The organism is Rhodanobacter sp. IGA1.0 (assembly GCF_040208325.1).
Lineage (GTDB): Bacteria > Pseudomonadota > Gammaproteobacteria > Xanthomonadales > Rhodanobacteraceae > Rhodanobacter > Rhodanobacter spathiphylli.
Genome location: NZ_CP157948.1, coordinates 2,203,705 through 2,226,446 on the forward strand (window position 1 = coordinate 2,203,705; position 22,742 = coordinate 2,226,446).

The 22,742-nt window shown below is 67.8% G+C and carries 23 protein-coding genes and 2 tRNA genes; 19 read left to right on the forward strand and 6 right to left on the reverse strand.

What is annotated here, in order from left to right; all coding sequences use genetic code 11:
- Positions 1–107 precede the first annotated feature (107 nt).
- The 16 genes from ABNK63_RS09930 (at position 108) to ABNK63_RS10005 (ending at position 11,317) form a co-directional block, all read left to right on the forward strand.
- The gene (locus ABNK63_RS09930; protein ID WP_350015524.1) at positions 108–206 is read left to right on the forward strand and encodes a hypothetical protein; all 99 of its coding nucleotides are present in this window, start codon (positions 108–110) and stop codon (positions 204–206) included.
- Between the two features lie 19 nt (positions 207–225).
- A complete protein-coding gene (locus tag ABNK63_RS09935) occupies positions 226–501 on the forward strand; it encodes a hypothetical protein (protein WP_007808064.1) in 276 nt (91 codons plus the stop codon).
- Between the two features lie 146 nt (positions 502–647).
- A complete protein-coding gene (locus tag ABNK63_RS09940) occupies positions 648–2,054 on the forward strand; it encodes an NAD(P)/FAD-dependent oxidoreductase (RefSeq protein ID WP_350015525.1) in 1,407 nt (468 codons plus the stop codon).
- A complete protein-coding gene (locus ABNK63_RS09945; protein WP_350015526.1) occupies positions 2,047–2,454 on the forward strand; it encodes a DUF3293 domain-containing protein in 408 nt (135 codons plus the stop codon). Before ABNK63_RS09940 ends, ABNK63_RS09945 begins: the two co-directional genes overlap by 8 nt.
- A 59-nt stretch (positions 2,455–2,513) precedes the next feature.
- Complete coding sequence (ccmA, locus tag ABNK63_RS09950; protein WP_007808073.1) at positions 2,514–3,149, forward strand: cytochrome c biogenesis heme-transporting ATPase CcmA; 636 nt, start codon at positions 2,514–2,516, stop codon at positions 3,147–3,149.
- On the forward strand, positions 3,142–3,831 hold the full coding sequence (gene ccmB / locus ABNK63_RS09955; protein ID WP_007808075.1) for a heme exporter protein CcmB: 690 nt from the start codon (positions 3,142–3,144) through the stop codon (positions 3,829–3,831). Before ccmA ends, ccmB begins: the two co-directional genes overlap by 8 nt.
- Before the next feature lie 9 nt (positions 3,832–3,840).
- Entirely contained in the window at positions 3,841–4,599 is a 759-nt protein-coding gene (locus ABNK63_RS09960) for a heme ABC transporter permease (protein ID WP_007808077.1), read from the forward strand.
- Positions 4,600–4,604: 5 nt separating this feature from the next.
- A complete protein-coding gene (ccmD, locus tag ABNK63_RS09965; protein ID WP_193385067.1) occupies positions 4,605–4,802 on the forward strand; it encodes a heme exporter protein CcmD in 198 nt (65 codons plus the stop codon).
- 24 nt (positions 4,803–4,826) lie between these two features.
- A complete protein-coding gene (gene ccmE / locus ABNK63_RS09970; protein ID WP_350017208.1) occupies positions 4,827–5,309 on the forward strand; it encodes a cytochrome c maturation protein CcmE in 483 nt (160 codons plus the stop codon).
- Between the two features lie 118 nt (positions 5,310–5,427).
- Positions 5,428–7,413 carry a heme lyase CcmF/NrfE family subunit gene (locus ABNK63_RS09975; RefSeq protein WP_350015527.1) on the forward strand — a complete coding sequence of 662 codons (1,986 nt, stop codon included), beginning with the start codon at positions 5,428–5,430 and terminating at the stop codon, positions 7,411–7,413.
- Complete coding sequence (locus tag ABNK63_RS09980) at positions 7,410–7,952, forward strand: DsbE family thiol:disulfide interchange protein (RefSeq protein WP_007808085.1); 543 nt, start codon at positions 7,410–7,412, stop codon at positions 7,950–7,952. Before ABNK63_RS09975 ends, ABNK63_RS09980 begins: the two co-directional genes overlap by 4 nt.
- Positions 7,952–8,398, forward strand: coding sequence for a cytochrome c-type biogenesis protein (locus ABNK63_RS09985; protein WP_007808087.1), 447 nt, complete (start codon positions 7,952–7,954; stop codon positions 8,396–8,398). The genes ABNK63_RS09980 and ABNK63_RS09985 overlap by 1 nt, the downstream gene beginning before the upstream one ends.
- Positions 8,395–9,447 (forward strand): tetratricopeptide repeat protein, encoded by a 1,053-nt coding sequence (locus tag ABNK63_RS09990; protein WP_007808089.1) that lies wholly within the window; start codon positions 8,395–8,397, stop codon positions 9,445–9,447. The genes ABNK63_RS09985 and ABNK63_RS09990 overlap by 4 nt, the downstream gene beginning before the upstream one ends.
- Before the next feature lie 2 nt (positions 9,448–9,449).
- The gene (locus ABNK63_RS09995) at positions 9,450–10,574 is read left to right on the forward strand and encodes a homoserine O-acetyltransferase (protein WP_007808092.1); all 1,125 of its coding nucleotides are present in this window, start codon (positions 9,450–9,452) and stop codon (positions 10,572–10,574) included.
- Positions 10,575–10,622: 48 nt separating this feature from the next.
- Entirely contained in the window at positions 10,623–11,204 is a 582-nt protein-coding gene (locus ABNK63_RS10000) for a cysteine dioxygenase family protein (RefSeq protein WP_007808094.1), read from the forward strand.
- 27 nt (positions 11,205–11,231) lie between these two features.
- A tRNA-Leu gene (locus ABNK63_RS10005) sits at positions 11,232–11,317 on the forward strand.
- Positions 11,318–11,356: 39 nt separating this feature from the next.
- Here the strand turns inward: ABNK63_RS10005 and ABNK63_RS10010 are convergent.
- Positions 11,357–13,294, reverse strand: coding sequence for an SUMF1/EgtB/PvdO family nonheme iron enzyme (locus ABNK63_RS10010; RefSeq protein ID WP_350015528.1), 1,938 nt, complete (start codon positions 13,292–13,294; stop codon positions 11,357–11,359).
- Between the two features lie 109 nt (positions 13,295–13,403).
- Between ABNK63_RS10010 and rnd the strand changes: the two genes are divergently transcribed.
- Both rnd and ABNK63_RS10020 read left to right on the forward strand, forming a co-directional pair.
- Positions 13,404–14,519 (forward strand): ribonuclease D, encoded by a 1,116-nt coding sequence (rnd, locus tag ABNK63_RS10015; protein ID WP_007808098.1) that lies wholly within the window; start codon positions 13,404–13,406, stop codon positions 14,517–14,519.
- Positions 14,520–14,698: 179 nt separating this feature from the next.
- Positions 14,699–14,774, forward strand: a tRNA-Ala gene (locus ABNK63_RS10020).
- Between the two features lie 53 nt (positions 14,775–14,827).
- Here ABNK63_RS10020 and ABNK63_RS10025 read toward each other — a convergent pair.
- From ABNK63_RS10025 to ppk1, 3 genes are all read right to left on the reverse strand, one after another.
- The gene (locus tag ABNK63_RS10025) at positions 14,828–15,031 is read right to left on the reverse strand and encodes a hypothetical protein (protein ID WP_350015529.1); all 204 of its coding nucleotides are present in this window, start codon (positions 15,029–15,031) and stop codon (positions 14,828–14,830) included.
- A gap of 57 nt (positions 15,032–15,088) precedes the next feature.
- Positions 15,089–16,063: an alpha/beta hydrolase gene (locus ABNK63_RS10030; protein ID WP_350015530.1), complete on the reverse strand. Its 975-nt coding sequence runs from the start codon at positions 16,061–16,063 to the stop codon at positions 15,089–15,091.
- 81 nt (positions 16,064–16,144) lie between these two features.
- On the reverse strand, positions 16,145–18,307 hold the full coding sequence (gene ppk1, locus ABNK63_RS10035; protein WP_350017209.1) for a polyphosphate kinase 1: 2,163 nt from the start codon (positions 18,305–18,307) through the stop codon (positions 16,145–16,147).
- A 230-nt stretch (positions 18,308–18,537) separates the two neighbouring features.
- Here ppk1 and ABNK63_RS10040 point away from each other — a divergent pair, with 230 nt between their 5' ends.
- Positions 18,538–19,785 carry an MFS transporter gene (locus tag ABNK63_RS10040; RefSeq protein WP_350015531.1) on the forward strand — a complete coding sequence of 416 codons (1,248 nt, stop codon included), beginning with the start codon at positions 18,538–18,540 and terminating at the stop codon, positions 19,783–19,785.
- 878 nt (positions 19,786–20,663) lie between these two features.
- On the opposite strand, the gene murB is transcribed toward ABNK63_RS10040, so the two are convergent.
- Both murB and ABNK63_RS10050 read right to left on the reverse strand, forming a co-directional pair.
- Positions 20,664–21,692, reverse strand: coding sequence for a UDP-N-acetylmuramate dehydrogenase (murB, locus tag ABNK63_RS10045; protein WP_350017210.1), 1,029 nt, complete (start codon positions 21,690–21,692; stop codon positions 20,664–20,666).
- Between the two features lie 10 nt (positions 21,693–21,702).
- Positions 21,703–22,740 carry a quinone-dependent dihydroorotate dehydrogenase gene (locus ABNK63_RS10050; protein ID WP_007805838.1) on the reverse strand — a complete coding sequence of 346 codons (1,038 nt, stop codon included), beginning with the start codon at positions 22,738–22,740 and terminating at the stop codon, positions 21,703–21,705.
- Positions 22,741–22,742: the final 2 nt, after the last annotated feature.

Here is a 22,742-nt window from a genome sequence, read left to right on the forward strand (position 1 = left end):
CGGATGTCGAATATCGAGCTGGATCTCTATCGGAGCTGCAAAAGTCGTGACTGGGGGTGCCCGCAAGGCCAGTAACGACCAGCGCGTCAATACGGTGCAGGAACCAGATGACGCAAGAAGCTTTCCACGGCGCATTGGATACGCTTGCCAGGAACGCCGTTGCCAAGGCGGTCGAGCTCAACGTGCCTGTCCGCTCCTTCTCTTGAGCCGGCACGAGGAAATCGCATGCGTTCCACAAGCGAAAACGACCTATCCGTCATCATCCCCTTGTTGGCTGAAAAGATAAGTGCTCTAAAGCAAGAACTTGCCCATGGCGACGGCAGGGAAGACGACATCACGGACGCAGAATTCGACGCACATACGGATACCTCCGACCTGCTGTCCTCATATATGGGGACGATGGACAACCTAGCCGAAGAATATGAGTCGGCACGCGCTGAAGGAATCATCCTCCCAAGCCTTGAAACCTTGACCCAGCGATTCTGCCAGCCCACGAATTGAGCCAGGGGTTAACGCTTGATCCTGCTGCGGCCGTGCATTCAGGCTGTTCCTTCACAACCGGGCGGACTCTGATTTACTTCGCTCCACACCTGAAAGCCTCCTGTTCAGGTCAGTTCAAAAATGCACGCCCATTGACGACACCTGACATGACGCAATCTCCTCGCATCACCCTCATCGGCGGCGGCCTGGTCGGCGCGTTGCTGGCGCAGCAGCTGGCGCAACGCGGTTTCGCGGTCGAGGTGTTCGAGAAGCGGCCCGATCCGCGGCTGGCCGGCTTCCTCGGTGGCCGCTCGATCAACCTGGCGCTGGCCGAGCGCGGCCTGCAGGCCTTGCGCAGCGCCGGGCTGGCCGACGACGTGCTGCAACGGGCGGTGATGATGCGCGGCCGCATGGTGCACGATCGCGACGGCCACAGCGCCCTGCAGCGCTACGGCGTGGACGACAGTGAGGTGATCTGGTCGGTCTCGCGCGGCGCCCTGAACATGCTGCTGCTGGATGCGGCCGAGGCGGCGGGTGTCACCTTTCATTTCGGCCAGAGCCTGGTCGCCACCGATTTCGAGCGGCAGCGCATCCGGCTGGCGGACGCCGCGGGCGTGGAACGCGAGCAGACGGTGGGCCTGCTGATCGGTGCCGATGGCGCCGGCTCGGCCTTGCGCGCGGCGATGAACGCCCATGCGCCGCTGGGCGAGCGAATCGAAGCATTGGGCCACGGCTACAAGGAGCTGGAAATTCCGCCCGCCGACGAGCTCGCGGCCACGCTGCAGCAACTCGGCGGTGGTCGCGACCAGTACGCGCTGGAGCCGCATGCGCTGCACATCTGGCCGCGCGGCGGCTACATGTGCATCGCGCTGCCGAACACGGAAGGCAGTTTCACGGTCACCCTGTTCCTGCCCGCGCAAGGCGCGGCGCCGAGCTTCGCCAGCTTGCCCGGCTCGACCGCGGCGGCAGCGTTCTTCAGCGAACAATTCCCCGGGCTGCTGTCGCTGATCCCGCGCTTCGCCGAAGACTTCGACCACAACCCGGTCGGCACGCTGTCCACCCTGTACCTCGACCGCTGGCATCTGGACGGCCGCGCGCTGCTGGTCGGCGATGCGGCGCACGCCATCGTGCCGTTCCACGGCCAGGGCATGAACTGCGGCTTCGAGGACACCGTGGTGCTGGCGAACCTGCTGGCCGCGGCGCCCGGCGACAGCGCCGAGGTGTTCGCCGAGTTCCAGCGCGTGCGCCAGCCGAATGCCGACGCGATCGCCGCGATGGCGCTGGAAAACTACGTGGAAATGCGCGACTCGGTGGCCGACCCGCACTACCTCGCCAAGCGCGAACTGGGCGCGCTGCTGGCCGCCCGCATCCCCGCCCACTACATGGCGCGCTACCGCATGGTCACCTTCACCCACCTGCCCTATGCCTATGCGCTGGAACGCGGCCGCGCCCAGGATCGATTGCTGGAGCAACTGCTGCGCGAGAATCCGGACGTGGCGACGATCGATATCGACGCGGCGGCACAACTGCTTGTTTCCGCCCTGCCCCCGCTGCCGGCGCTGCGTCATGGATGAGGCCCTGCTCGAAGCGTTCCGCTCCACCGCGTACCACGTGTGCATCGACACGGTGAACTGGGCCACGATCCGGGTCGACCTGCCCTTGCCCGCCGCACTGGCCGAGGTGGTCGGCGGCCGCTCGTGGGCCTTCATCACCGCCTGGAATCCGCAGGCACGCCGCCGCGCACCGGCCGAGAATCTGGCCGCCCAGCACGAATTGCTGGGCGCCCTGCAGGCGCAGCCCGGCGCCATCGTGCTGCCGGCCATCGGGGTGGGCAGCAGCGGCTGGAGCGAACCCAGCCTGTTCGCCATCGGTCCGGAGCTGGCCATCCTCGATGCACTGGCGAAGGCACACGGGCAACTGGCCTATGTGCATGGCGAGGCCGCCGGCGCCGCCCTGCTGCGCACCGTGGGCTGAAGCTTCAGCGGCAGTGCGCCGCATGGACAGCACCGGCGCCATTGCGGACAATCGCGGGAATGACTGCCGCCAGCACCACCGTGCCCCTGCTCCAAGCACGGGCCCTGAGTTTCCATCGCCAGGACGAACCGGTGTTCGCGCCGCTGGACTTTCAGCTGCACGCGGGCGAACTGGCCCTGGTCGAGGGCGACAACGGCAGCGGCAAGACCACCTTGCTGCGCATGCTGGCCGGGCTGCTCCATCGCGGCGGAGGCGAACTGCTCTGGCGCGGTGAGGCGCTGCAGCGCGACCAGTGCGCAGGCCAGATCCTGTTCCTCGGTCACCAGCTCGGCCTCAAGGCAGACCTGAGTCCCCGCGAAAACCTGCGCATCGCCGCGGGCCTGCATGGCACGCGCGAAGGCCTGGGCATGGCTTCCGTGCTGGCCGACGTCGGCCTGCGCGGTTACGAAGACGAGCCGGTGCGGCGCCTGTCGGCCGGCCAGAAGAAGCGCGCGGCGCTCGCCCGGCTGGTTCTGCTGCCGGCCACGCTGTGGCTGCTCGACGAGCCGTACGCGAACCTGGACCGCATCGGCATCGCCCTGGTGAACCATTTGCTGGAAAAGCACACCGCCGCCGGCGGCGCCGCGATGGTCACCAGCCACGGCACGGTGAGCTTCCACGGCGGCGAGCCGCGACGGATCCGCATGCATGGCTGAGCATCCCGGCGTTGCCACCGCCTGCGCCGCGATGCTGCGGCGCGACCTCACCCTGGCCTGGCGCCGGCGCGGCGACATCGCGATGCCGGTGCTGTACGCGCTGATCGTGACCATGCTGTTCCCGTTCGCGCTGGGGCCGGAAGACACCTTGCTGCAACGGATCGCCGGCGGCGTGATCCTGGTGACCGTGCTGCTGGCGATGCTGCTGGCGCTGGATGCGATGTTCTCCAGCGACATCGAGGACGGCTCGCTGGAACAGCTGGTGCTGGCGCCGCAGCCGCTGGCGCTGCTGCTGGGCATGAAAATCCTTGCGCACTGGATCACCACCGCACTGCCGCTGATCGTGATTGCGCCGCTGATGGCCGCGATGCTGCACCTGCCCGGCGCGGTGATTCCCGTGCTGTTGCTGGCCCTGCTGCTGGCCACGCCGCTGCTGAGTCTGCTGGGTGCGGTGCTGGTGGCGCTGACGGCCGGCACCCGGCGCTCTGGTATGCTGCTGGCCCTGATGTTGCTGCCTTTGTGCGTACCGGCCGTGATCTTCGCCGCCGGTGCCGTGGCGGCGGCCCAACAGGGTTTGCCGTGGCTTGCACCGATCGCCTGGCTCGCTGCCTCGCTGGCGCTGGCCGTGGTGCTGGCGCCGCTGGCCTGCGCCGCCGCCCTCCGTATTGCCCTGGACGCATGACGATTCACCATGTCTAACTGGATTCCGCTCTGGTTGCACCGGCTGAGCTCGCCGCCAACCTTCTACCGCTTCGCCGGAACGCTGCAGCCATGGGCGATGACGCTGGCCCTGCTGCTGGGCGCGGTGGCCCTGTACGGCGGCCTGGTGCTGGCCCCGGCCGACTACCAGCAGGGCGATGCCTACCGGATCATCTTCATCCACGTGCCCAGCGCGTGGATGGGCATGTTCATCTATGCGGTGATGGGCGTGGCCGGGTTCATCGCGCTGGTCTGGCGGATCAAGCTGGCCGAGGTCGTGGCGATGCAGTCGGCGCCGATCGGCGCGGCGTTCACCTTCATCACCCTGGTCACCGGTTCGCTGTGGGGCAAGCCGATGTGGGGCACCTGGTGGACCTGGGATGCGCGGCTCACCTCCGAACTGGTGCTGCTGTTCCTGTTCCTGGGCGTGATCGGCCTGTACCACGCATTCGAGGATCGCCGCCAGGGCGCCCGCGCCGCCGCCTTCCTCGCCATCGTCGGCGTCATCAACGTGCCGATCGTGCATTTCTCGGTGAACTGGTGGAACACCTTGCACCAGGGCAGCACGGTCAACGTGTTCGGCAAGTCCACCATGTCCTGGGACATGCTGTGGCCGCTGCTGACGATGACCCTGGCCACCAAGTGCTACTACGCCGCCAGCCTGTTCCGCCGCGTGCGCACCGACCTGCTCGACCTGGAAGGCGGCAAGGACTGGGTGCGCCAGATCGCCGAAAGCGAGGCCGACCGATGAACGCCCTGCAGCATTTCCTGGCAATGGGCGGTTACGCGGCCTACGTGTGGCCGGCCTATGCGCTGTTCTTCGTCGTGCTGATCGCCGACACCGTCGCGCCGCGCCTGCGCCGCCACCAGGTGCTGCGGGAACTTCGCGCACGGCTGGCGCGTCAGAGCGTGCGCCAGGAACGCAAACCCCCTTCCACTCCAGCATCCCCCTGACCGGGGCGGTTTTCGACCATGCCCATGAACCCCACCCGCAAGCGCCGGCTCACCATCGTGCTGTCGATCCTCGCCGCGGCCGTCGTCGCCGCCGTGCTGGTGGTGCTGGCGTTGCAGAACAACATGAACTACCTGCTGACCCCGAGCCAGGTGCAGTCGGGCGAAGCGGCCAGCTACAAGACCTTCCGCCTCGGCGGCATGGTCAAGGCCGGTTCGATCCAGCGCTCCAGCGACTCGCTCAAGGTCACTTTCACCGTGGTCGATGCCGGCGGCGCGATGCCGGTGGAGTACACCGGCATCCTGCCCGACCTGTTCCGCGACAACCAGTCGGTGATCGCCACCGGCCACATGGACAACGCCCGCTTCGTCGCCACCGAAGTGCTGGCCAAGCATGACGAGACGTACATGCCCAAGGAGTTGAAGGACGCCATGGCCAAGGCGCATGCCGACAAGCCGGGAATCGAGAAAGCCGGGAATCGGGAATCGGGAATAGAGAATAGGGAATAGGAAAAGCCATGTATGCCAACTCTTGTTGCCACTTCCTGCACCGAAGTACGCCGAAGCGGCGGGGTGCCTTGCTCTTGACCATTCCCCATTCCCCATTTCCCATTCCCGGCACAAACCCATGACCCCCGAACTCGGCCAACTCGCGCTGATCCTCGCCCTGTTGCTGGCGCTGGCGCAGAGCATCCTGCCGCTGGTCGGCGCGTGGCGCGGCAATCGCGCGCTGATGGCGGTGGCGCGCCCGGCTGCCGCCGGCCAGGCGGTGTTCGTGGCGATGGCGTTCGGCATCCTGGCCTGGGCGTTCCTGCGCTTCGACTTCTCGGTGCAGTACGTGGCCGACAACTCGAACCTGGCGCTGCCGTGGTATTACCGCATCGCCGCGGTGTGGGGCGCACACGAGGGTTCGCTGCTGCTGTGGATCCTGATCCTCAACGTGTGGACGATCGCCCTGGCGGCGCTGAGCCAGAAGCTGCCCGAGGTGTTCGCCTCGCGGGTGATCGCGGTGATGGGACTGATCGCGGTGGGCTTCCTCGCCTTCATCATCTTCACGTCGAATCCGTTTGGACGTCTGTTGCCGATGCCGGGTGACGGCGCGGACCTGAACCCGGTGCTGCAGGACCCGGGCATGACCTTCCATCCACCGATGCTGTACATGGGCTATGTCGGCTTCTCGGTGGCGTTCGCGTTCTCGATCGCCGCCCTGCTCGGCGGCGAGCTGGAACAGGCCTGGGTGCGCTGGGCGCGGCCGTGGACCAACATGGCCTGGGCCTTCCTCACCTGCGGCATCGTCGCCGGCAGCTGGTGGGCGTACGCCGAACTGGGCTGGGGCGGCTGGTGGTTCTGGGACCCGGTGGAGAACGCCAGCTTCATGCCGTGGCTGGTCGGCGCCGCGCTGATCCATGCGCAGGCCGTCACCGAGAAGCGCGGCTCGCTGCGCGCGTGGACCATCCTGCTGTCGATCTTCGCGTTCTCGCTGTCGCTGCTCGGCACCTTCCTGGTCCGCTCGGGCGTGCTCACCTCGGTGCATGCATTTGCTTCGGACCCGCGCCGCGGCGTGTTCATCCTGGCCTTCCTCACCATCGTGGTCGGCGGCTCGCTGCTGCTGTACGCGCTGCGTGCACCGAAGGTGCTGGGCGGCAAGGCGTTCAACGTGGTGTCGCGCGAAACGGTGTTGCTGATCGGCAACCTGATGTTCGCGGTGGCGGCGGCGATGGTGCTGCTGGGCACGCTGTTCCCGCTGATCGGCGATGCGCTGAACCTGGGCCGGATCTCGGTGGGCCCGCCCTACTTCGGCTTCCTGTTTCCGCTGCTGATGGCGCCGGTGGTGCTGCTGATGCCGTTCGGCCCGTTCCTGCGCTGGGGCAAGGGCGACGCGCCGGTGCTGAAGGGACTGCTGCTGCGGGTGGTCGTCGCCGCGCTGGCCTGCGCGATCGTCGCGGCCTTCCTGGTCGACGGCAACCTCAAGGCGATCGTCGGCGTCGCCGCCGGCGTGTGGGTGGTCGTCGGCGTGCTGCTGTATGCGCTCAAGCGCTGGCGTGAGGCACCGCGTGGCCGGCGCTATCCGGGCGAGATGGCCGGCATGCTGCTGGCGCATCTGGGCGTGGGCATCTTCGTGATCGGCGTGCTGCTGTCCGAATCGCTCAGCGTGACCCGCGACGTGCGCATGGCGCCCGGCGAGACCCAGCACATCGGCAGCTACGATTTCCGCTTCGACGGCGTGCACCACACCACCGGCCCGAACTGGACCGCCGACCAGGGCACGGTCACGGTCACCCGTGGCGAGAAGCAGATCGCGGTGATGCACCCGCAGAAGCGCACCTACCCGCGTGGCCAGGTGCAGACCGAATCGGCCGTCGACGCCGGCATCACCCGCGACCTCTACGTGGCGCTGGGCGAGCCGATGGACGCGAACAACCTCGAAGGCGCGTGGGCGCTGCGGCTCTACACCAAGCCGTTCATCCGCTGGATCTGGGGCGGCGGCCTGCTGATGATGCTGGGCGGCGTGGTCTGCGCCACCGACAAGCGCTTCCGCCTCAAGCGGGCGGCGAAGGCTGAAGGCGTCGTCGACGCCGGCGCCACGCTGCAGGTCGGGGAAAGCCGCGCATGAACCGCCTGCTCCCCTTCATCGGCTTCATGTTGCTGGTCGGCCTGTTCGGCTTCGGCATCTGGTGGAACACCCAGCACGATCCGAATGCGATCCCCACGCCGCTGCTGAACAAGCCGGCACCGGAATTCAACCTGCCCAAGCTGTACGAGCCGGCGCAGAAGGTCAGCAAGGCCGACCTGCTGGGCAAGCCCTACCTGCTCAACGTGTTCGCCAGCTGGTGCATCGAATGCGGCGTGGAGCACCCGGTGCTGAGCGCCGCGGCGCCGACCCTGGGCGTCCAGCTGGTCGGCTACAACTACAAGGACCCGCCGGCGGATGCGAAGAACTGGCTGGCCAAGCACGGCAATCCGTACGCCCTGCTGATCGCCGACGAACCGGGCAACACCGCGATCGACTTCGGCGTGTACGGCGCGCCGGAAAGCTTCCTGATCGATGCGAAGGGCGTGATCCGCTACAAGCACATCGGCCCGATCACGCCCGAGGTGATGGCGAAGGAACTGAAGCCGGCGATCGCGGCGATGCTGAAGGAGGCACAGTGATGCGCCGGTTGCTGCGGGTATTCCTCGTCGCTTCGCTGCTGCTGGGCGGCTTCGCCTGCGCGCAGGCGATCGAGCCGATGCCGTTCAAGGATCACGCGCAGGAACTGCGCTTCCAGCACCTCACCCACCAGCTGCGCTGTCCGATGTGCCAGAACGAGACACTGGCCGACTCCAACGCGCCGATCGCCCGCGACCTGCGCAACCAGATTTTCAGGATGATGCAGGAAGGCCGCAGCGACGACGAGATCAGGCAATACCTGGTCGCCCGCTACTCCGAGTTCGTGCTGTACGACCCGCCGCTGACCGTCGGCACTTCGTTGCTGTGGTTCGGCCCGCTGCTGATCCTGCTGGGTGGTGCCGGCGTGGTGCTGGTGATGATCCGCCAGCGCAGTCGTGCCGCCCGCACCATGGATGAGACACCTACCGATTCCGGGGACGACTGGTGAAGATCGCTTTTGTCGTGATTGCCGCGGCGATGGTCGCGGCGGCACTGGCCTTGTTGCTGTTGCCTTTGCTGCGCCAGGGCCGTGAAGCCGGCCGCCCGCGCAGCGTGTTCGCGCTGGCCCTGCTGATCGCCCTGGTGCTGCCGCTGGGCACCGGCACGCTGTACCTGCTGGTCGGCACGCCCAACGCGTTGAACCCCGCCAGCACGCAGGCACTGCCCTCGCTCACCATGGACCAGGCGCTGACCGAACTGCGTGCCCACCTGAAACAGCAGCCGGACGACCTGCAGGGCTGGATGCTGCTGGCCCAGACCAGCAGCATGCTGCATCAGCCGGCGGATGCGCGCGATGCCTTCGAGCATGCCCTGACACTGTCGCCGAACAACGCCGAGGCGATGATCGGCTGGGCCGAGAACGACTCGATGACGAGGGCCGACCACCGCATCGACGGTCGCGCACGCGAGCTGCTCCAGCGCGCCGTGAAACTGCAGCCGGACAGCCAGCGCGGCCTGTGGCTGCTCGGCATCAGCGATTTCCAGAATGGCGACTACCGCGACGCCGCCGCCACCTGGCGCCTGCTGCAACCGCAGCTGGAGCCGGGCTCGACCGTGGCCAAATCCGTTGCCGAACAGATCGCCGTCGCCGATGCCCGCGCCGGCGGCGCACCGGCCGGCGCGTCGTCGAGCACTCCCGCTGACGCCCCCCCAGGCGCCACGCTGCAGGTGCAAGTGGCGCTGGCGCCGGCGCTGAAGGACAAGCTGGCTGCAGGCGACGTGCTGTTCGTCTATGCCCGCTCGCCGGACGGCCCGCCGATGCCGCTGGCGGTGGCCAAACTCGATCCCGCCAGCCTGCCCGCCACGGTCACGCTGACCGACGCGATGGCGATGACGCCGGCGTTCAAGCTGTCCTCGGTCACCCAGGTCTTCGTCGGTGCGCGGATCAGCCACGGCGGCCAGCCCGAGGCCCGGCCCGGCGACCTGGAAGGCGACGCTGGCGTGGTCGCGGTGGACAGCAAGACGCCGATCAAGATCAGCATCGACAAGGTGCATTGACGATGGGCGACGCGCGCCGTTACCTCGACCTGCCCTCGCCCTTCGCGATGAAGCGCGGCGGCGAGCTGCACGGTGCGCACGTCGCCTACGAAACCTGGGGCCACTTGAACGCGGCCCGCGACAACGCCGTGCTGGTGCTGACCGGGCTGTCGCCCAGCGCACACATGACCTCATGCGACGAGGACCCCTCGCCCGGCTGGTGGCAGGAGATGGCCGGCCCCGCCAAGGCGATCGACACCGGGCGCTGGTTCGTGATCTGCGTGAACTCGCTGGGCAGCGACAAGGGCTCCACCTGCCCCGCCTCGAACGATCCGGCCACCGGTGACGCCTATCGGCTGAGCTTCCCCGAACTGGCGCTGGAAGACGTGGCCAACGCGGCGCACGCCGTGGTCGACAGCCTGGGCATCACGCAACTGGCCTGCCTGATCGGCTGCTCGATGGGCGGCATGAGCGCGCTGGCCTACATGCTGCTGCACCCGGGCAGCGTGCGCACCCACATCAGCGTGGACACCGCGCCCCAGGCGCAACCGTTCGCGATCGCGATCCGCTCGCTGCAGCGCGAGGCGATCCGGCTCGACCCGCAGTTCAACGACGGCCGCTACGACATCCATGCCACGGAAGGCGGCAGTTATCCCGACCTCGGCATGAGCATCGCGCGCAAGCTCGGCGTGATCACCTATCGCTCGGCGATGGAGTGGAACGGCCGCTTCGCCCGCATCCGGCTCGATCCGGAGCAGCGCGAGGACGAACCGTTCGGCCGCGAGTTCCAGGTGGAGTCCTACCTCGAAGGTCACGCCCGGCGCTTCGTGCGCAACTTCGACCCGAACTGCTACCTGTACCTGTCGCGTGCCAGCGACTGGTTCGACATCGCCGAATACGGCCACGGCAGCGTGCACGAAGGACTAAAGCGCATCCACATCGAACAGGCCATGGTGATCGGCGTCAGCACCGACATCCTGTTTCCGCTGCAGCAGCAGGAACAGATCGCCGAAGGCCTGCAAGCGGCCGGTGCACAGGTGGAATTCGTGGCGCTGGATTCGCCGCAAGGCCACGACGCGTTCCTGGTCGACATCGAAAACTACAGCCGCGCCATCGGCGGCTTCCTGAACCGGCTGGCGGCCGGCTGATCGCCGCGCTGCTAAGCTAGACAGCTCCCGCTTTCCCCCGAGAACGCCATGCTTACCCTGGATTTCCCCGGCAGCCGCACCCTGATCGACGCCATCGACGCCGCCGTGGCCAAGTCGACCACCCACGAGCTCACCGACAGCCTGCGCAACAGCCTGTGCAGGATGATCCGCGACAAGTCGGTGACCCTGCCGGAATGCGTGTTCGAAGCGAATGCCGAGCACTACGCGCGGCGCGAGCTGTACCGCAGCGAGGAGCACGGCTACTGCGTGGTGGCGATGACCTGGGGCCCGGGCCAGGGCACGCCGATCCACGACCACGACGGCATGTGGTGCGTCGAGGGCGTGTGGAACGGCGCGCTGGAGATCGTGCAGTACGAACTGCTGGAGCACGACGACAAGCGCTACTGCTTCCAGCCGGTCGGTTCGATCCAGGCCGGCGCCGGCTCGGCCGGCAGCCTGATCCCGCCACACGAATACCACAGCATCCGCAACCCCAGCGACGACGCGGTCACCGTCAGCCTGCACATCTATTCCGGCCCGATGCTCCGCTGTTCGGTGTTCCAGCCCCTGCCCGAAGACCGCTGGTACGGACGCGACGTGCGCCAGCTGGGACTCGACCGCGTGCACTGAACCCGGCATAATCCCCCGCTCACACGTGCCGGTGTGGCGGAATGGTAGACGCGGCGGACTCAAAATCCGCTTGTGGTGACACAGTGGAGGTTCGAGTCCTCTCACCGGTACCAGTTTTCGAAACACCCCGCCTCGCGCGGGGTTTTTCATGCCTACAGCTCGCGCAGCACGCGGAAGCCCACGCGGGCGCTGCGGGCGTCGCCGTTGGCGCCCTGGCGGTAGGCCGATTCGACCTGTTCGGGCGAACTGCCCCAGGAACCGCCACGCAGCACGTGGGCGCGGCAGCCGGGGTTGACCCAGGCGCTGCCATCGGTCGGTGCACGCAGGTAGCTGTCGTGCCAGCAGTCGACCACCCATTCGGAGACGTTGCCGTCGATGTCGAACAGGCCGAACGGGTTGGCGGCGAAGCTCATCACCGGCGCCGGTCCCCAGTGGCCGTCGCGATAGCCGCGGAAGGCGTTGCTCCAGCGTCGGCCACTGCGTGAGCGGTCGGCCGAGCCGGTCAGGTTCTCCACCGGATGCGACGGCACGCCGTCGCCCCACCAGTAGCGTGTCGTGGTGCCACCGCGCAGCGCGTACTCGAACTCCGCTTCGCTGGGCAGTCGATAGGTCTTGCCGGTGCGCTGCTGCAGCCAGGCCGCGTAAGCCGTGGCATCGGCCCAGGACACGTTCACCACCGGCAGGTTGTCTTCGGCCTTGCGACCGGCGTAGTCGTCTTCCCAGGTGGCGGTGCTGTCGTCGCGCAGGACGCCGCTGCGCTCGTCGTACACGCTGGCGCCACCCAGCCGGATCGAATCGGGCACGTAGCCGCTGGCACGCACGAACTCGCGGAACTGGGCCACCGTCACCGCGCTGCGCGCCATCGCGAAACCCTTGGCGATGGTCACCGCGTGTTGCGGCTGCGACGAGGCGAGCCGCTCGCTGTCGCTGGCCGGTGCACCCATCATGAAGCTGCCGGTGGGAATCACCACCATGGTGGGCGCCTTGCCCGGCAGGTCGACATAATGGTCGGTAAAGGCCTGGCCCGGCCTGTAGCTGGCGTAGAGGCGCGCGTTGACCAGTTGCTCGTCGAGCGCCGGCAGCGCCGCCAGATCCGGATCGATCGCGCGGACCTGCCCCGCCAGCCTGGTCGCCAGGGTCACGTTGCCCGCATCCAGCGCGGTATGCGCCTGGGCAAGTAATCCGCGGGCACGCTGCTCGCGCATGTCATCCACGCGCTGGTGCACGTCGCGCATCTGCTGGGTGCCGGGACGGATCTGCTGCGCCCTGGCCAGCTCGCGGTCGGCACCGGCGAAGTCGTTCTGCGCCACCGCCGCCAGCGCCCGGTCCAGCACCGCACGCTGCACCTGCAGGATGCCCTGCTCGGCCACGGCGTTCTGCGGGTCCAGCTTCTGTACGTCGCGATACAGCTCCAGCGCGCTGCCACCGTCGGGTTGGTCGGCCTTGCCCTGCTGCAGCAGGCCGGCCGCCCGGGCCAGCATCGGGCGCACCTTTTCCAGCGTCTGCAGGCCGGTTTCCAGTTGCGCCACCTCGGCCTCGGCGTTGGGCAGCGTGCGCAAGGCGTCGAGCAGGTCGTGCGCAGCGTCCACGTCACCCACCGCGATGTCCTGGTCGATCTCCGCCACCAGTCGTGCGCGCACGTCGAACAGGCCCTGCACGGCGCGGCGGCTGTCGGGCTTCTGCTTCAACGCCTGCTCGAACAGGGCCGCAGCGCTGTCCTCACCGCCGGCCAGTGCGCCCGCATGCAGCGCCCTGGTGGCCTTGTCCAGCAGCGCCACCACTTCGGGCGGATCGGCGCTGAGCTGTTTGGGCAGGTCGGCCTTGGCGCTGTTGCGCGCGGCGATCACCGCGGCCGGCGCCAGGGTCAGCGGAGGCCCGGCGTTGAGTTCGCTGATCGCCGTTGCGCGCTCCGGCTGCAGGCCGCTGCCCGGCGCCGCGGCGCCCAGCGACATCGAACGCCGCGGTGCCTGGGTCGGATCGACATGGAACAGGCGCGGAAAAAAGTGATAGGTCAGTGCAAACCCCAGCACGATCACCCCCAGCGCACCACCGAGAAAACGCTGACGCTGCAGGTTGGCGTTGTTCGGCATGAATGGGCGTCCTTGGGCGCGGCCTGTTATCGTGCGCTGCTCACCATAGGCACAAACCGCCGACAGGGCAATCCGCGCGAGTCACTGCGCCGTCTTCCAAGGAGTACCGATGTCATTGCCTGAAACCCCTGCCGCCGACTGGATCGACACGCTCGACGCGCTGCAGGCATGGCTGGCCGCGATACCGGCACACGCCGCCGTGGGCCTGGACACCGAATTCATGCGGCGCAATACGTTCTACCCGCAGCTGGCCCTGCTGCAGCTGGGCTGGAATGGCCGCTACGCCCTGGTCGACCCGCTGGCCTTCGACATCGGCGCGGCCTTGCAGCCGCTGCTGGGCGCCGATCCGGCCGTCACCATCATGCACAGTGCCAGCGAGGATCTGGAAACCCTCTCGCCGTTGCTGCCCGATGGCCCGCGCACCCTGTTCGACACGCAGATCGCCGCCGCCTTTGTCGGCATGGGCCTGGGCATCAGCTATCGGGCGCTGGTGGCCGAACTGGCCGGCGACGAACTGGACAAGGGCGAGACGCGCTCGGACTGGCTGCAGCGTCCGCTGACCGCGTCGCAGCGCAGCTATGCCGCGCTGGACGTGGTCTACCTGAAAACCATCCACGAACAATTGAACGAACGCCTGCGCCAGCGTGACCGCAGCGCGTGGCACGCCGAGGACTGCGCCCGCCTGAAGCAGCGCGCCAGCCATCGTGACGGTGACCCGCAGCCGCAGCGCGCGCTGCGTGGCGCCGCCGAATGGTCGCCCGAGCGGCAGGCCCTGCTGCGCCGCCTGCTGCTGTGGCGCGACCGCAGCGCGCGTCGACTCGACGTGCCGCGCCCCTGGCTGCTCGACGACAACCTCGCGCTGAACCTGGCCGAGTTGCCGCCGACCCATCTGGCGGACCTGGAACAGCGCAGCCGCGGCCAGCGCGCCCTGCGCTCGGCGCAACGCAGCGAACTGTTCGAACTGATTGCGCCCACCGTCAGCGCCGAGGAAATCGCCGCGACCGCAAAAATCCCGGCCCACCCGCAGGGCGCGGCGAAGAAGGCGCTGGGCGAGATGAAGCAGCTGGTCGACACCCGCGCCGGCGAACTCGACCTGCCGCCCGGCCTGCTGTGTCCACGCAAGGTGCTGGAGGAATACGTGGTCACCGCCGAATGGCCGGACTTCCTCGAAGGCTGGCGCCGCGAGGTACTGCACGACGACCTGCCAGGACTGCTGCCGGGCTGAGCACCACGTGCCCTTGTTGCCGTTGGCCCTGGGCGCCGGCGCACAGCGCCGAAGTCGAAGGTGCCCACCCGCCTGCGCAAAACCCGCCTGGCACGGCTCGATGGATCGCCCCGCCTGGCCGCCCATCAACCGGGGTCTTGGCGAACCCCACCCACGCTGCTAATATTCGCGGCTTCCGTGGGGCGGTAGCTCAGCTGGGAGAGCGCCACGTTCGCATCGTGGAGGTCGTGGGTTCGATCCCCATCCGCTCCACCACGGATTCGCCAAAAAGCCCGCGGTTTCCGCGGGCTTTTTCTTGTGCGTCCACTTCACAGGCTGACGAACCGCGGAATCGCGATCAGCGCCACGCCGACCGCGATAAGCCAAGCGGTGCCGCTGACGAGATACGGAAACACCATCAGGGCGATGCCGCAGAGCAGCGGCACGATGGCCCGCTGCTTTCTGCCGTAGACGAAGAAGCCCAGCCCGATCGAGCCGAACAGCAAACCCCACCACAGTGTCGATGCGTTCAAGGCAGCCCCGGTGTTTTCATCGCGTGCCGATGCATCGTACTCCGGCGTCCCGGGCACTCAGCGGATGATCACCGGCAACGCGGCGACGCGTGCGGCGCGGTCGTCCAGCAAACGAGCGACCGCGGGGTCGAGCGTGGCCATGAAGCTCTCGACGGCCAGCGTGTAGTCCGAAGGCAGGCCCAGTTCGCGGTTGATCTCGCCATGGGACAAGTCTTCTTCCAGCACGCTGGCGTGGCTGCCGAACGAACGCGCCTTGTAGACGAAGGCGTGCGACTGCGCGCACGAATCGGCCCGCCGGCTGGAGCACACGGCAAGGAACGGCGCGATGCGGCCGTGCAGGCGCTGCAGGGGCGACGCGGCGCGCCACTCGGCGGGATCGGCGCCGAACGCCTGGTCGAACAATGGAAGATGGCGCGACTGCATGGTCTGCACCACGTCCAGGCTGCCGCCATCCAGGGATATCGTGCCCAGCCAGGGTTGCGCCCCCTGCGCCCTTGCCAGCCCGGGTTCGGCGCCGACCAGGGCGACCAGGTGGGCACCGGCGGAATGGCCCATCAGGATGAAGCGCTGCGCATCGCCGCCCCACCGGGGTGCCTGTCGTTGCGCGCTGGCCAGTGCACGGGCCACGTCCGCGGCCTGCTCAAGCGGTGCGGTATCCGGGCGCATGCGGTAATTCACCGAGATGACGATGAAGCCGCGCGGCAACCAGCGCGCGAGCTTGTTCGCCACCACGTTCGCCATCGCCTTGTCGCCCCACCGCCAGCCGCCGCCGTGCACCAGCACGATCACCGGCGCGTGCCGCGCATGTTCCGGCGCGTAGACGTCGAAGCGCTGGCGCGGGTCGCTGCCGTAGGCCACGTCGCGGATCACGCGGGTGCCTGCCGGCAGCGCGATCGGGACGGACGCCCCGGCCGTCGCGTGTCGTTGCATCAGCGCATCACGCAGGTTGCCGGCCGTGGCCGACGGGCTGATCAGCAGGGCCAGCACCAAGGTGGCGACGGCGGGCATCCATCGGGAAGGCAGTAGGTACATCACGTACTCCGCGGCAGGTCGAGGGCGAAACACCTGCTGCAACGCGCTGCAACGGAAACGGTGGACAGCCGGGTGGCGGCATCAATGGCCGGTGGTGGCGCCGCAGATCCGCTCCAGCAGCTCGGCCTGCATGTCGTGCACCGGCTCGCCCGCGGCCGGCGGCGGGCGCAGGTATTCACCGTCGGCCTGCAACAGGGAGGCGCCCACGTTGTCGGCCAGGCACAGCTGCAGTGCCTCGTGGATGCGTTGCTGCATCCGCTTGCCCTCGATCGGGAACGCCGTCTCCACGCGGCGATCGAGGTTGCGCTCCATCAGGTCCGCGCTGGAGAGATACAGACGCGGCTCGCCGTCGTTGGCAAACCAGTACACGCGGCTGTGTTCGAGGAAGCGGCCGATGATCGAACGCACCCGGATATTCTCCGACACGCCCTCGATGCCCGGCCGCAGGCTGCAGATGCCGCGCACGATCAGGTCGACCTGCACGCCGGCGATGCTGGCCTGGTACAGCGCCCGGATGACGTTCGGCTCGGTCAGCGCATTGAGCTTGAGGATGATCCGCGCCGGCCGGCCCGCCGCGGCGTGCGCCGCTTCGCCGGCGATCATTTCCAGCAACCGGGGCTTCAGCGTGAAAGGCGCATGCAGCAGCTTCTTCATGTGCAGCACGGTACCCATGCCGGTCAGCTCGCTGAACAGCTTGTGCACGTCCTCGCACAGGGCCTCATCGGAAGTGAGCAGGCTGTAGTCGGTGTACAGGCGCGCGTTGCCGCTGTGGTAGTTGCCGGTGCCCAGGTGGGCATAGCGCACCAGTTCGCTGCCTTCGCGGCGCTGGATCAGCATCATCTTCGCATGCGTCTTGATGCCGACCACGCCGTAGATCACCATCGCGCCGGCCTGCTGCAGGCGCGAGGCCAGGCTCAGGTTCGACTCCTCATCGAAGCGCGCGCGCAGCTCGACCACGGCGGTGACTTCCTTGCCCGCGCGCGCCGCGTCGACCAGCGCGTCGACGATCTCGGAATTCGCGTTGGTGCGGTACAGCGTCTGCTTGATCGTCAGCACCTGCGGGTCGGTCGAGGCCTGGCGCAGCAGGTCCACCACCGGCGCGAACGACTCGTACGGGTGCAGCAACAGCACGTCCTGGCGACCGATCACCTGGAACAGGTCCTCGGTGTGGCGCAATTCCTTCGGCAGTGCCGGCGTGAATGGCGGGTACTGCAGGCGCGGGTAGTTCACGTGGCTGGCGATGCGGAACAGGCGGGCCAGGTTCACCGGGCCATTCACTTCGTAGAGCTCCGACTCGGCCAGGCCGAATTGCCTGAGCAGGTGCTCGGCCAGGTCCCTGGGACAGTTGTCGGCCACCTCCAGCCGCACCGCGTCGCCGAAGCGGCGCGAATAGAGTTCGCCGCGCAAGGCCAGCGCCAGGTCCTCGACGTCTTCCGGGTCCAGCGTGAGGTCGGCGTTGCGGGTCAGCCGGAACTGGTAGCAGCCGAGCACGTCCATGCCCGGGAACAGCTCGTCCACGTGGGCATGGATGATCGAGGACAGCAGCACGTAGTTGTCGCCGCCCTCGCAGATGTCGGCCGGCATCTGGATCAGCCGTGGCAACACGCGCGGCGCCGGCACCACGGCCAGGCCGGAGTCGCGGCCGAACGCATCGACACCGTCCAGCCGCACGATGAAGTTGAGGCTCTTGTTGACCAGCAGCGGGAATGGATGGGTCGGGTCCAGCCCGATCGGCGTCACCAGCGGCGCCACCTCCGCCCGGAAATGGCGGCGCACCCACAGCTTCTGCTTCTGCGTCCACTGCTGGCGCCGCACGATGCGGATGCCCTGCGCAGCCAGCTCCGGCAGGATGCGCTCGTTGAGGATCGCGTACTGCCGCTCGATCTGCCGGTGCGCAATCTCGCTGATCAGCGCCAGCGCACGCTTCGGTGGAATGCCGTCCGGACCGATCAGCTCGTGGTCCAGCGCCACCTGACCCTTCAGGCCGGCCACCCGGATCTCGAAGAACTCGTCCATGTTGCGCGAGAAGATCAGCAGGAATTTCAGCCGTTCGAGCAGCGGCGTGCGCTCGTCCAGCGCCTGGTCCAGCACGCGGATGTTGAACTGCAGCTGCGACAACTCGCGGTGGATGAACAGCCGCGGATCGCCGAGGTCCACCGCCGGCGCGATCGCCGTCGAGGCATCGTTGGCGGCCGGCGTCGCGGTGCCGGGCGGCGAGCTCTCGTGGATCAGGCGGCTGTTCATGGTGACACCGGCTTGGCTCATGCAGGAATACGTCGGGACATCGTAGCGCGGCGGGGGCGAGTCCCGGGTGACGACGGCCGCGACGGGTCATCCCCGGCTCAGTCTGCCGCGCACGCCTGACGGGAAGATGACAGCCACGCGGCACGGTACCCCCCGGCACATGCGGGTTCGCCGCCGCTGTCCTAAGGTAGGCCTCCCCGCGTCGTACCCCACCCAGTCAAACACCGCCCATGCAGACCCGCGTCGAAAGCGCCCCGCTCTCCCCTTCCGCGATCCCCGCATCCCCGACTTCCATCCCCGCCAGCGAACCCACCCAGTTCGCCGTGCTGGGCGGGATCAGCTTCGCGCACATGCTCAACGACATGATCCAGTCGCTGATCCTGGCGATCTATCCGTTGTTGAAGGGCAGCTTCCATCTCAGCTTCGCCCAGGTCGGCCTGATCACCCTGACCTTCCAGCTCACCGCCTCGCTGCTGCAGCCGCTGGTCGGCATGGTCACCGACAGGCGACCGATGCCGTATTCGCTGCCGGCCGGCATGGGCTTCACCCTGTGCGGCCTGCTGTTGCTGGCGGTCGCGCCGAATTTCCCCGTGCTGCTGCTGGCCGTGGCCCTGGTCGGCACCGGCTCGTCGGTATTCCATCCGGAATCGTCGCGGGTGGCCCGAATGGCCTCGGGCGGCCGGCACGGACTGGCGCAGTCGTTGTTCCAGGTCGGCGGCAACACCGGCTCGTCGCTGGGTCCGCTGCTGGCGGCGTGGATCATCGTGCCGCACGGGCGTGGCAGCGTGGCGTGGTTCTCGCTGGCCGCCCTGCTGGCCATCGTGGTACTGCTGCAGGTGGGGCGCTGGTATGGCCGCCATCACGTGGCACGCAGCAAGTCGCCCTCGCGGCATCTGGACGTGGTCGCCCTGTCGCGCAACCAGGTCATCGGCGCGCTGGCCATCCTGGGACTGCTGATCTTCTCCAAGTATTTCTACCTGGCCAGCCTCAGCAGCTATTACACCTTCTACCTGATCCACAAGTTCGGCGTGTCGGTGCAGAGCGCCCAGGTGCATCTGTTCGTGTTCCTGTTCGCCGTCGCCGCCGGCTCGCTGATCGGCGGACCGGTGGGTGATCGGGTGGGGCGCAAGTGGGTGATCTGGGTGTCGATCCTTGGCGTGGCACCGTTCACCCTGCTGCTGCCCCATGCGAACCTGATGTGGACGGGCGTGCTCACCGTGGTGATCGGCCTGATCCTGGCTTCGGCGTTCTCGGCGATCCTGGTCTACGCGCAGGAACTGATCCCCGGGCGCGTCGGCATGATCTCGGGACTGTTCTTCGGCTTCGCCTTCGGCATGGGCGGCATCGGCGCCGCGGTGCTCGGCGGCCTGGCCGACGCGCACGGCATCGAATACGTCTATGGCCTGTGCGCGTATCTGCCGCTGATGGGGCTGATCACGGTGTTTCTGCCGAATATCGAGAAGCGGGTTCGCGATTGATGCGCGCGGGGCGCTTTGGCTCAAAGCGGAAGAACTGAATTCAATTGCAGAGCGGTCGATCGCCTTCGGCGACCGAGTCACTTTCTCTTTGAGTGGCCAAAGAGAAAGTGACCCAAGAGAAAGGCCACCCCGATGGCGCGCCTTCCGGGCATCCTGCCCTCCAGATGCGCGGGCGGGCTCCGGGGGTTCGCCGACAGTCCATCCATGGACTGACGTCGAACTGGCTCGCATCCCTGCGAGCCACCCCTGCGGGGCCTTTCCTCCGCCCGCCCGCCGCGCCATAGGGGCCCCGGTAGAGCAGCGCGCTCCCAGCGCGCACTCGGTGATGAAGCTGAAAAGCAAAAACAAAAAGCCAGAGCCGAAGCAAAAGCTCCGGGTCGCCGCAGCTCTGCTCTTGATCCGGCTCTTCTGAAAAGTGCGGGCCACGATGGCCCGCTGCTCTACCCGGGGCCCCTCTGCAGCGGCGAGGTGGGGGCGACAGGCCGCGTAGCGGGAGCCGACAGGGATGTCGGCTCCTTTTCGCCAGGGCAGGATGCCCTGTCGAAAAGCCCGGCACCGACTCGCGAACCTTGCGGACAGGATGTCCGCAAGGCGCGGAAGCGGGGTGGCCTCTCTTTGGGCCACGTTTCTCTGGCCAAACAGAGAAAGGTGGCTCGGCTGCCGCAGGCAGACGAAAGCTTTTCGCTCTGATGCCACAGGCAAAGCAAGAACATCGCGCACAGGGTGCGCTTCCATGAGAACAGCTACGCGACGTAGGACCGCGGGAACACCGGCGGACGTTGCCGCCCTACGAAAGGTAGCTCGGCCGCCGGAAGCAGGCGAAAGTTCAGCTCTGCATGCACCAGGGAGCATCAGGCGCTCCGCGCCAATATAGAAGCTCAGCGCGTGCCGATCACCACCGGCTCGGGTTCCAGTTGCACGCCGAACCTGGCGTGCACGCCGTGCATCACCTGCTGCGCCAGCGCCCACAGTTGGGGTCCGGTGGCGTGGCCGTGGTTGACCAGCACCAGCGCGTGCCGGTTCGAGACGCCGGCATCGCCTTCGCGGAAACCCTTGAAGCCGGCGGCTTCGATCAGCCACGCGGCGGAGAGCTTGCAGCGGCCGTCGGCCTGCGGCCAGGCGGCCAGTTCGGGATGCTCGCGCTTCAGCGCATCGGCCAGCGCGGCGTCGACGATGGGGTTCTTGAAGAAGCTGCCGGCGTTGCCGATCACCGCCGGATCGGGCAGCTTCTTCGTGCGCAGGTGCACGACGGCTTCGGCCACGTGGAAGGGCGCGGGCTTGTCGACACCCATCCGCGCCAGCTGCTCGTCGATGCCGGCGTAGTCGGTGCGCAGCGGTCGACTGCGCGGCAGCACGAAGCGCACGGCAGTGACGATGTAGCGGCCGGGCTCGTGCTTGAACAGCGAGTCGCGGTAGGCGAATGCGCAGGTGGCGTGGTCCAGCGTCACCACGCGGTGCTCGCGGGTATCCCACGCCTCCACACTTTCGACGAATTCGGCCACTTCGCAGCCGTAGGCGCCGATGTTCTGGATCGGCGCAGCGCCCACGGTGCCGGGGATCAGGATCAGGTTTTCCAGGCCGGCGTAGCCCTGGCCCAGCGTCCAGCGCACGAAGTCGTCCCAGCGTTCGCCCGCGGCCACCGCGATGCGTGCGCTGTCGCCGTCGCTTTCCACCTGCACGCCGCGGGTTTCCATCGCCAGCACGGTGCCGTCGAAGTCGCCGGTGAACAGCAGGTTGCTGCCCTCGCCCAGCACCAGCAGGCGGCCGTTGCGCACGGCGGGAAAGTCGAGCAGTTCGGGCAGCTTGCTGGCGTCGTGGATTTCCGCCAGCAACGTGGCGCGCGCATCGACGCGCAGCGTGTTGCGGGTCGCCAGCGAGGCGTTTTCGATCAGCGTGTAACCACCCATGTCAGTGCGCTCAGACGGCATGGGTGGCCTCGCGCTGGCGACGGATTTCGTTGACGCATTCGCCGACCAGGTGCGGGCCACGATAGACCAGGCCCGAGTAGACCTGCACCAGCGAGGCACCGGCGTCGAGTTTCTCGGCCGCGTCGCTGCCTTCGAGGATGCCGCCCACGCCAATCAGCGGAACGCGACCCTGCAGGCGCTTGTGCATGCCGGCCAGCACCGCGGTGGAACGCGCGAACAGCGGCTTGCCGGACAGGCCGCCCGCCTCGCCGCCGCGCGGGTCGTCCGCCACCGACTCGTGATCGATCGTGGTGTTGCTGCAGATCACCCCGTCGATGCCGGTGCGCAGCAGCACCTCGGCGATGGCGTCCAGCTCGGCTTCGGAAAGATCCGGCGCGATCTTCAGCAGCATCGGCTTGCGCTTGCCGGCCTGCGAGCCCAGCCGCTCCTGCGCGGCCCGCAGCACGGAAATGAACTTGTACAGCGTGGCTTCCTGCTGCAGGTCGCGCAGTCCGGCCGTGTTCGGCGAGGAGATGTTCACCGTGACGTAGCTGGCGTGCTCGTGGACCTTGTGCAGGCAGGTCAGGTAATCGTTGACCGCCTTCTCGTTCGGCGTGTCCTTGTTCTTGCCGATGTTGATGCCGAGCACGCCGTGGTAGCTGGACTGCCGCACGTTGCGTACCAGCGCATCGACGCCGCCATTGTTGAAGCCGAGCCGGTTGATGATCGCCTCGTGCCGCGGCAGGCGGAACATGCGGGGCTTGTCGTTGCCCGGCTGGGGCAGCGGCGTGACCGTGCCGACTTCGATGAAGCCGAATCCCAGCGCATCGAGTGCGTCCAGGTATTCGGCGTTCTTGTCCAGGCCGGCCGCCAGGCCGACCGGGTTCGGAAAGGTGATGCCGAACACCGTGGTAGGCAGGTCCGCCGGCGGCCTGGCGATCCAGCGGGCGAAGCCGCTGCGCTGGGCCACGCCCAACCCGTACAGCGTGAGGTGATGTGCCTTCTCGGCGTCGAGCTGGAACAGCAGCGGGCGCAGGATGTCGTACATGG

Bases quoted from the DNA above. Each gene is read 5' to 3' on its own strand.
- ABNK63_RS09930 (WP_350015524.1), top strand. From the start codon at position 108: ATGACGCAAGAAGCTTTCCACGGCGCATTGGATACGCTTGCCAGGAAC.
- ABNK63_RS09935 (WP_007808064.1), top strand. From the start codon at position 226: ATGCGTTCCACAAGCGAAAACGACCTATCCGTCATCATCCCCTTGTTG.
- ABNK63_RS09940 (WP_350015525.1), top strand. From the start codon at position 648: ATGACGCAATCTCCTCGCATCACCCTCATCGGCGGCGGCCTGGTCGGC.
- ABNK63_RS09945 (WP_350015526.1), top strand. From the start codon at position 2,047: ATGGATGAGGCCCTGCTCGAAGCGTTCCGCTCCACCGCGTACCACGTG.
- ccmA (WP_007808073.1), top strand. From the start codon at position 2,514: ATGACTGCCGCCAGCACCACCGTGCCCCTGCTCCAAGCACGGGCCCTG.
- ccmB (WP_007808075.1), top strand. From the start codon at position 3,142: ATGGCTGAGCATCCCGGCGTTGCCACCGCCTGCGCCGCGATGCTGCGG.
- ABNK63_RS09960 (WP_007808077.1), top strand. From the start codon at position 3,841: ATGTCTAACTGGATTCCGCTCTGGTTGCACCGGCTGAGCTCGCCGCCA.
- ccmE (WP_350017208.1), top strand. From the start codon at position 4,827: ATGAACCCCACCCGCAAGCGCCGGCTCACCATCGTGCTGTCGATCCTC.
- ABNK63_RS09975 (WP_350015527.1), top strand. From the start codon at position 5,428: ATGACCCCCGAACTCGGCCAACTCGCGCTGATCCTCGCCCTGTTGCTG.
- ABNK63_RS09980 (WP_007808085.1), top strand. From the start codon at position 7,410: ATGAACCGCCTGCTCCCCTTCATCGGCTTCATGTTGCTGGTCGGCCTG.
- ABNK63_RS09985 (WP_007808087.1), top strand. From the start codon at position 7,952: ATGCGCCGGTTGCTGCGGGTATTCCTCGTCGCTTCGCTGCTGCTGGGC.
- ABNK63_RS09995 (WP_007808092.1), top strand. From the start codon at position 9,450: ATGGGCGACGCGCGCCGTTACCTCGACCTGCCCTCGCCCTTCGCGATG.
- ABNK63_RS10000 (WP_007808094.1), top strand. From the start codon at position 10,623: ATGCTTACCCTGGATTTCCCCGGCAGCCGCACCCTGATCGACGCCATC.
- ABNK63_RS10010 (WP_350015528.1), bottom strand. From the start codon at position 13,294: ATGCCGAACAACGCCAACCTGCAGCGTCAGCGTTTTCTCGGTGGTGCG.
- rnd (WP_007808098.1), top strand. From the start codon at position 13,404: ATGTCATTGCCTGAAACCCCTGCCGCCGACTGGATCGACACGCTCGAC.
- ABNK63_RS10030 (WP_350015530.1), bottom strand. From the start codon at position 16,063: ATGTACCTACTGCCTTCCCGATGGATGCCCGCCGTCGCCACCTTGGTG.
- ppk1 (WP_350017209.1), bottom strand. From the start codon at position 18,307: ATGAACAGCCGCCTGATCCACGAGAGCTCGCCGCCCGGCACCGCGACG.
- ABNK63_RS10040 (WP_350015531.1), top strand. From the start codon at position 18,538: ATGCAGACCCGCGTCGAAAGCGCCCCGCTCTCCCCTTCCGCGATCCCC.
- murB (WP_350017210.1), bottom strand. From the start codon at position 21,692: ATGGGTGGTTACACGCTGATCGAAAACGCCTCGCTGGCGACCCGCAAC.
- ABNK63_RS10050 (WP_007805838.1), bottom strand. From the start codon at position 22,740: ATGTACGACATCCTGCGCCCGCTGCTGTTCCAGCTCGACGCCGAGAAG.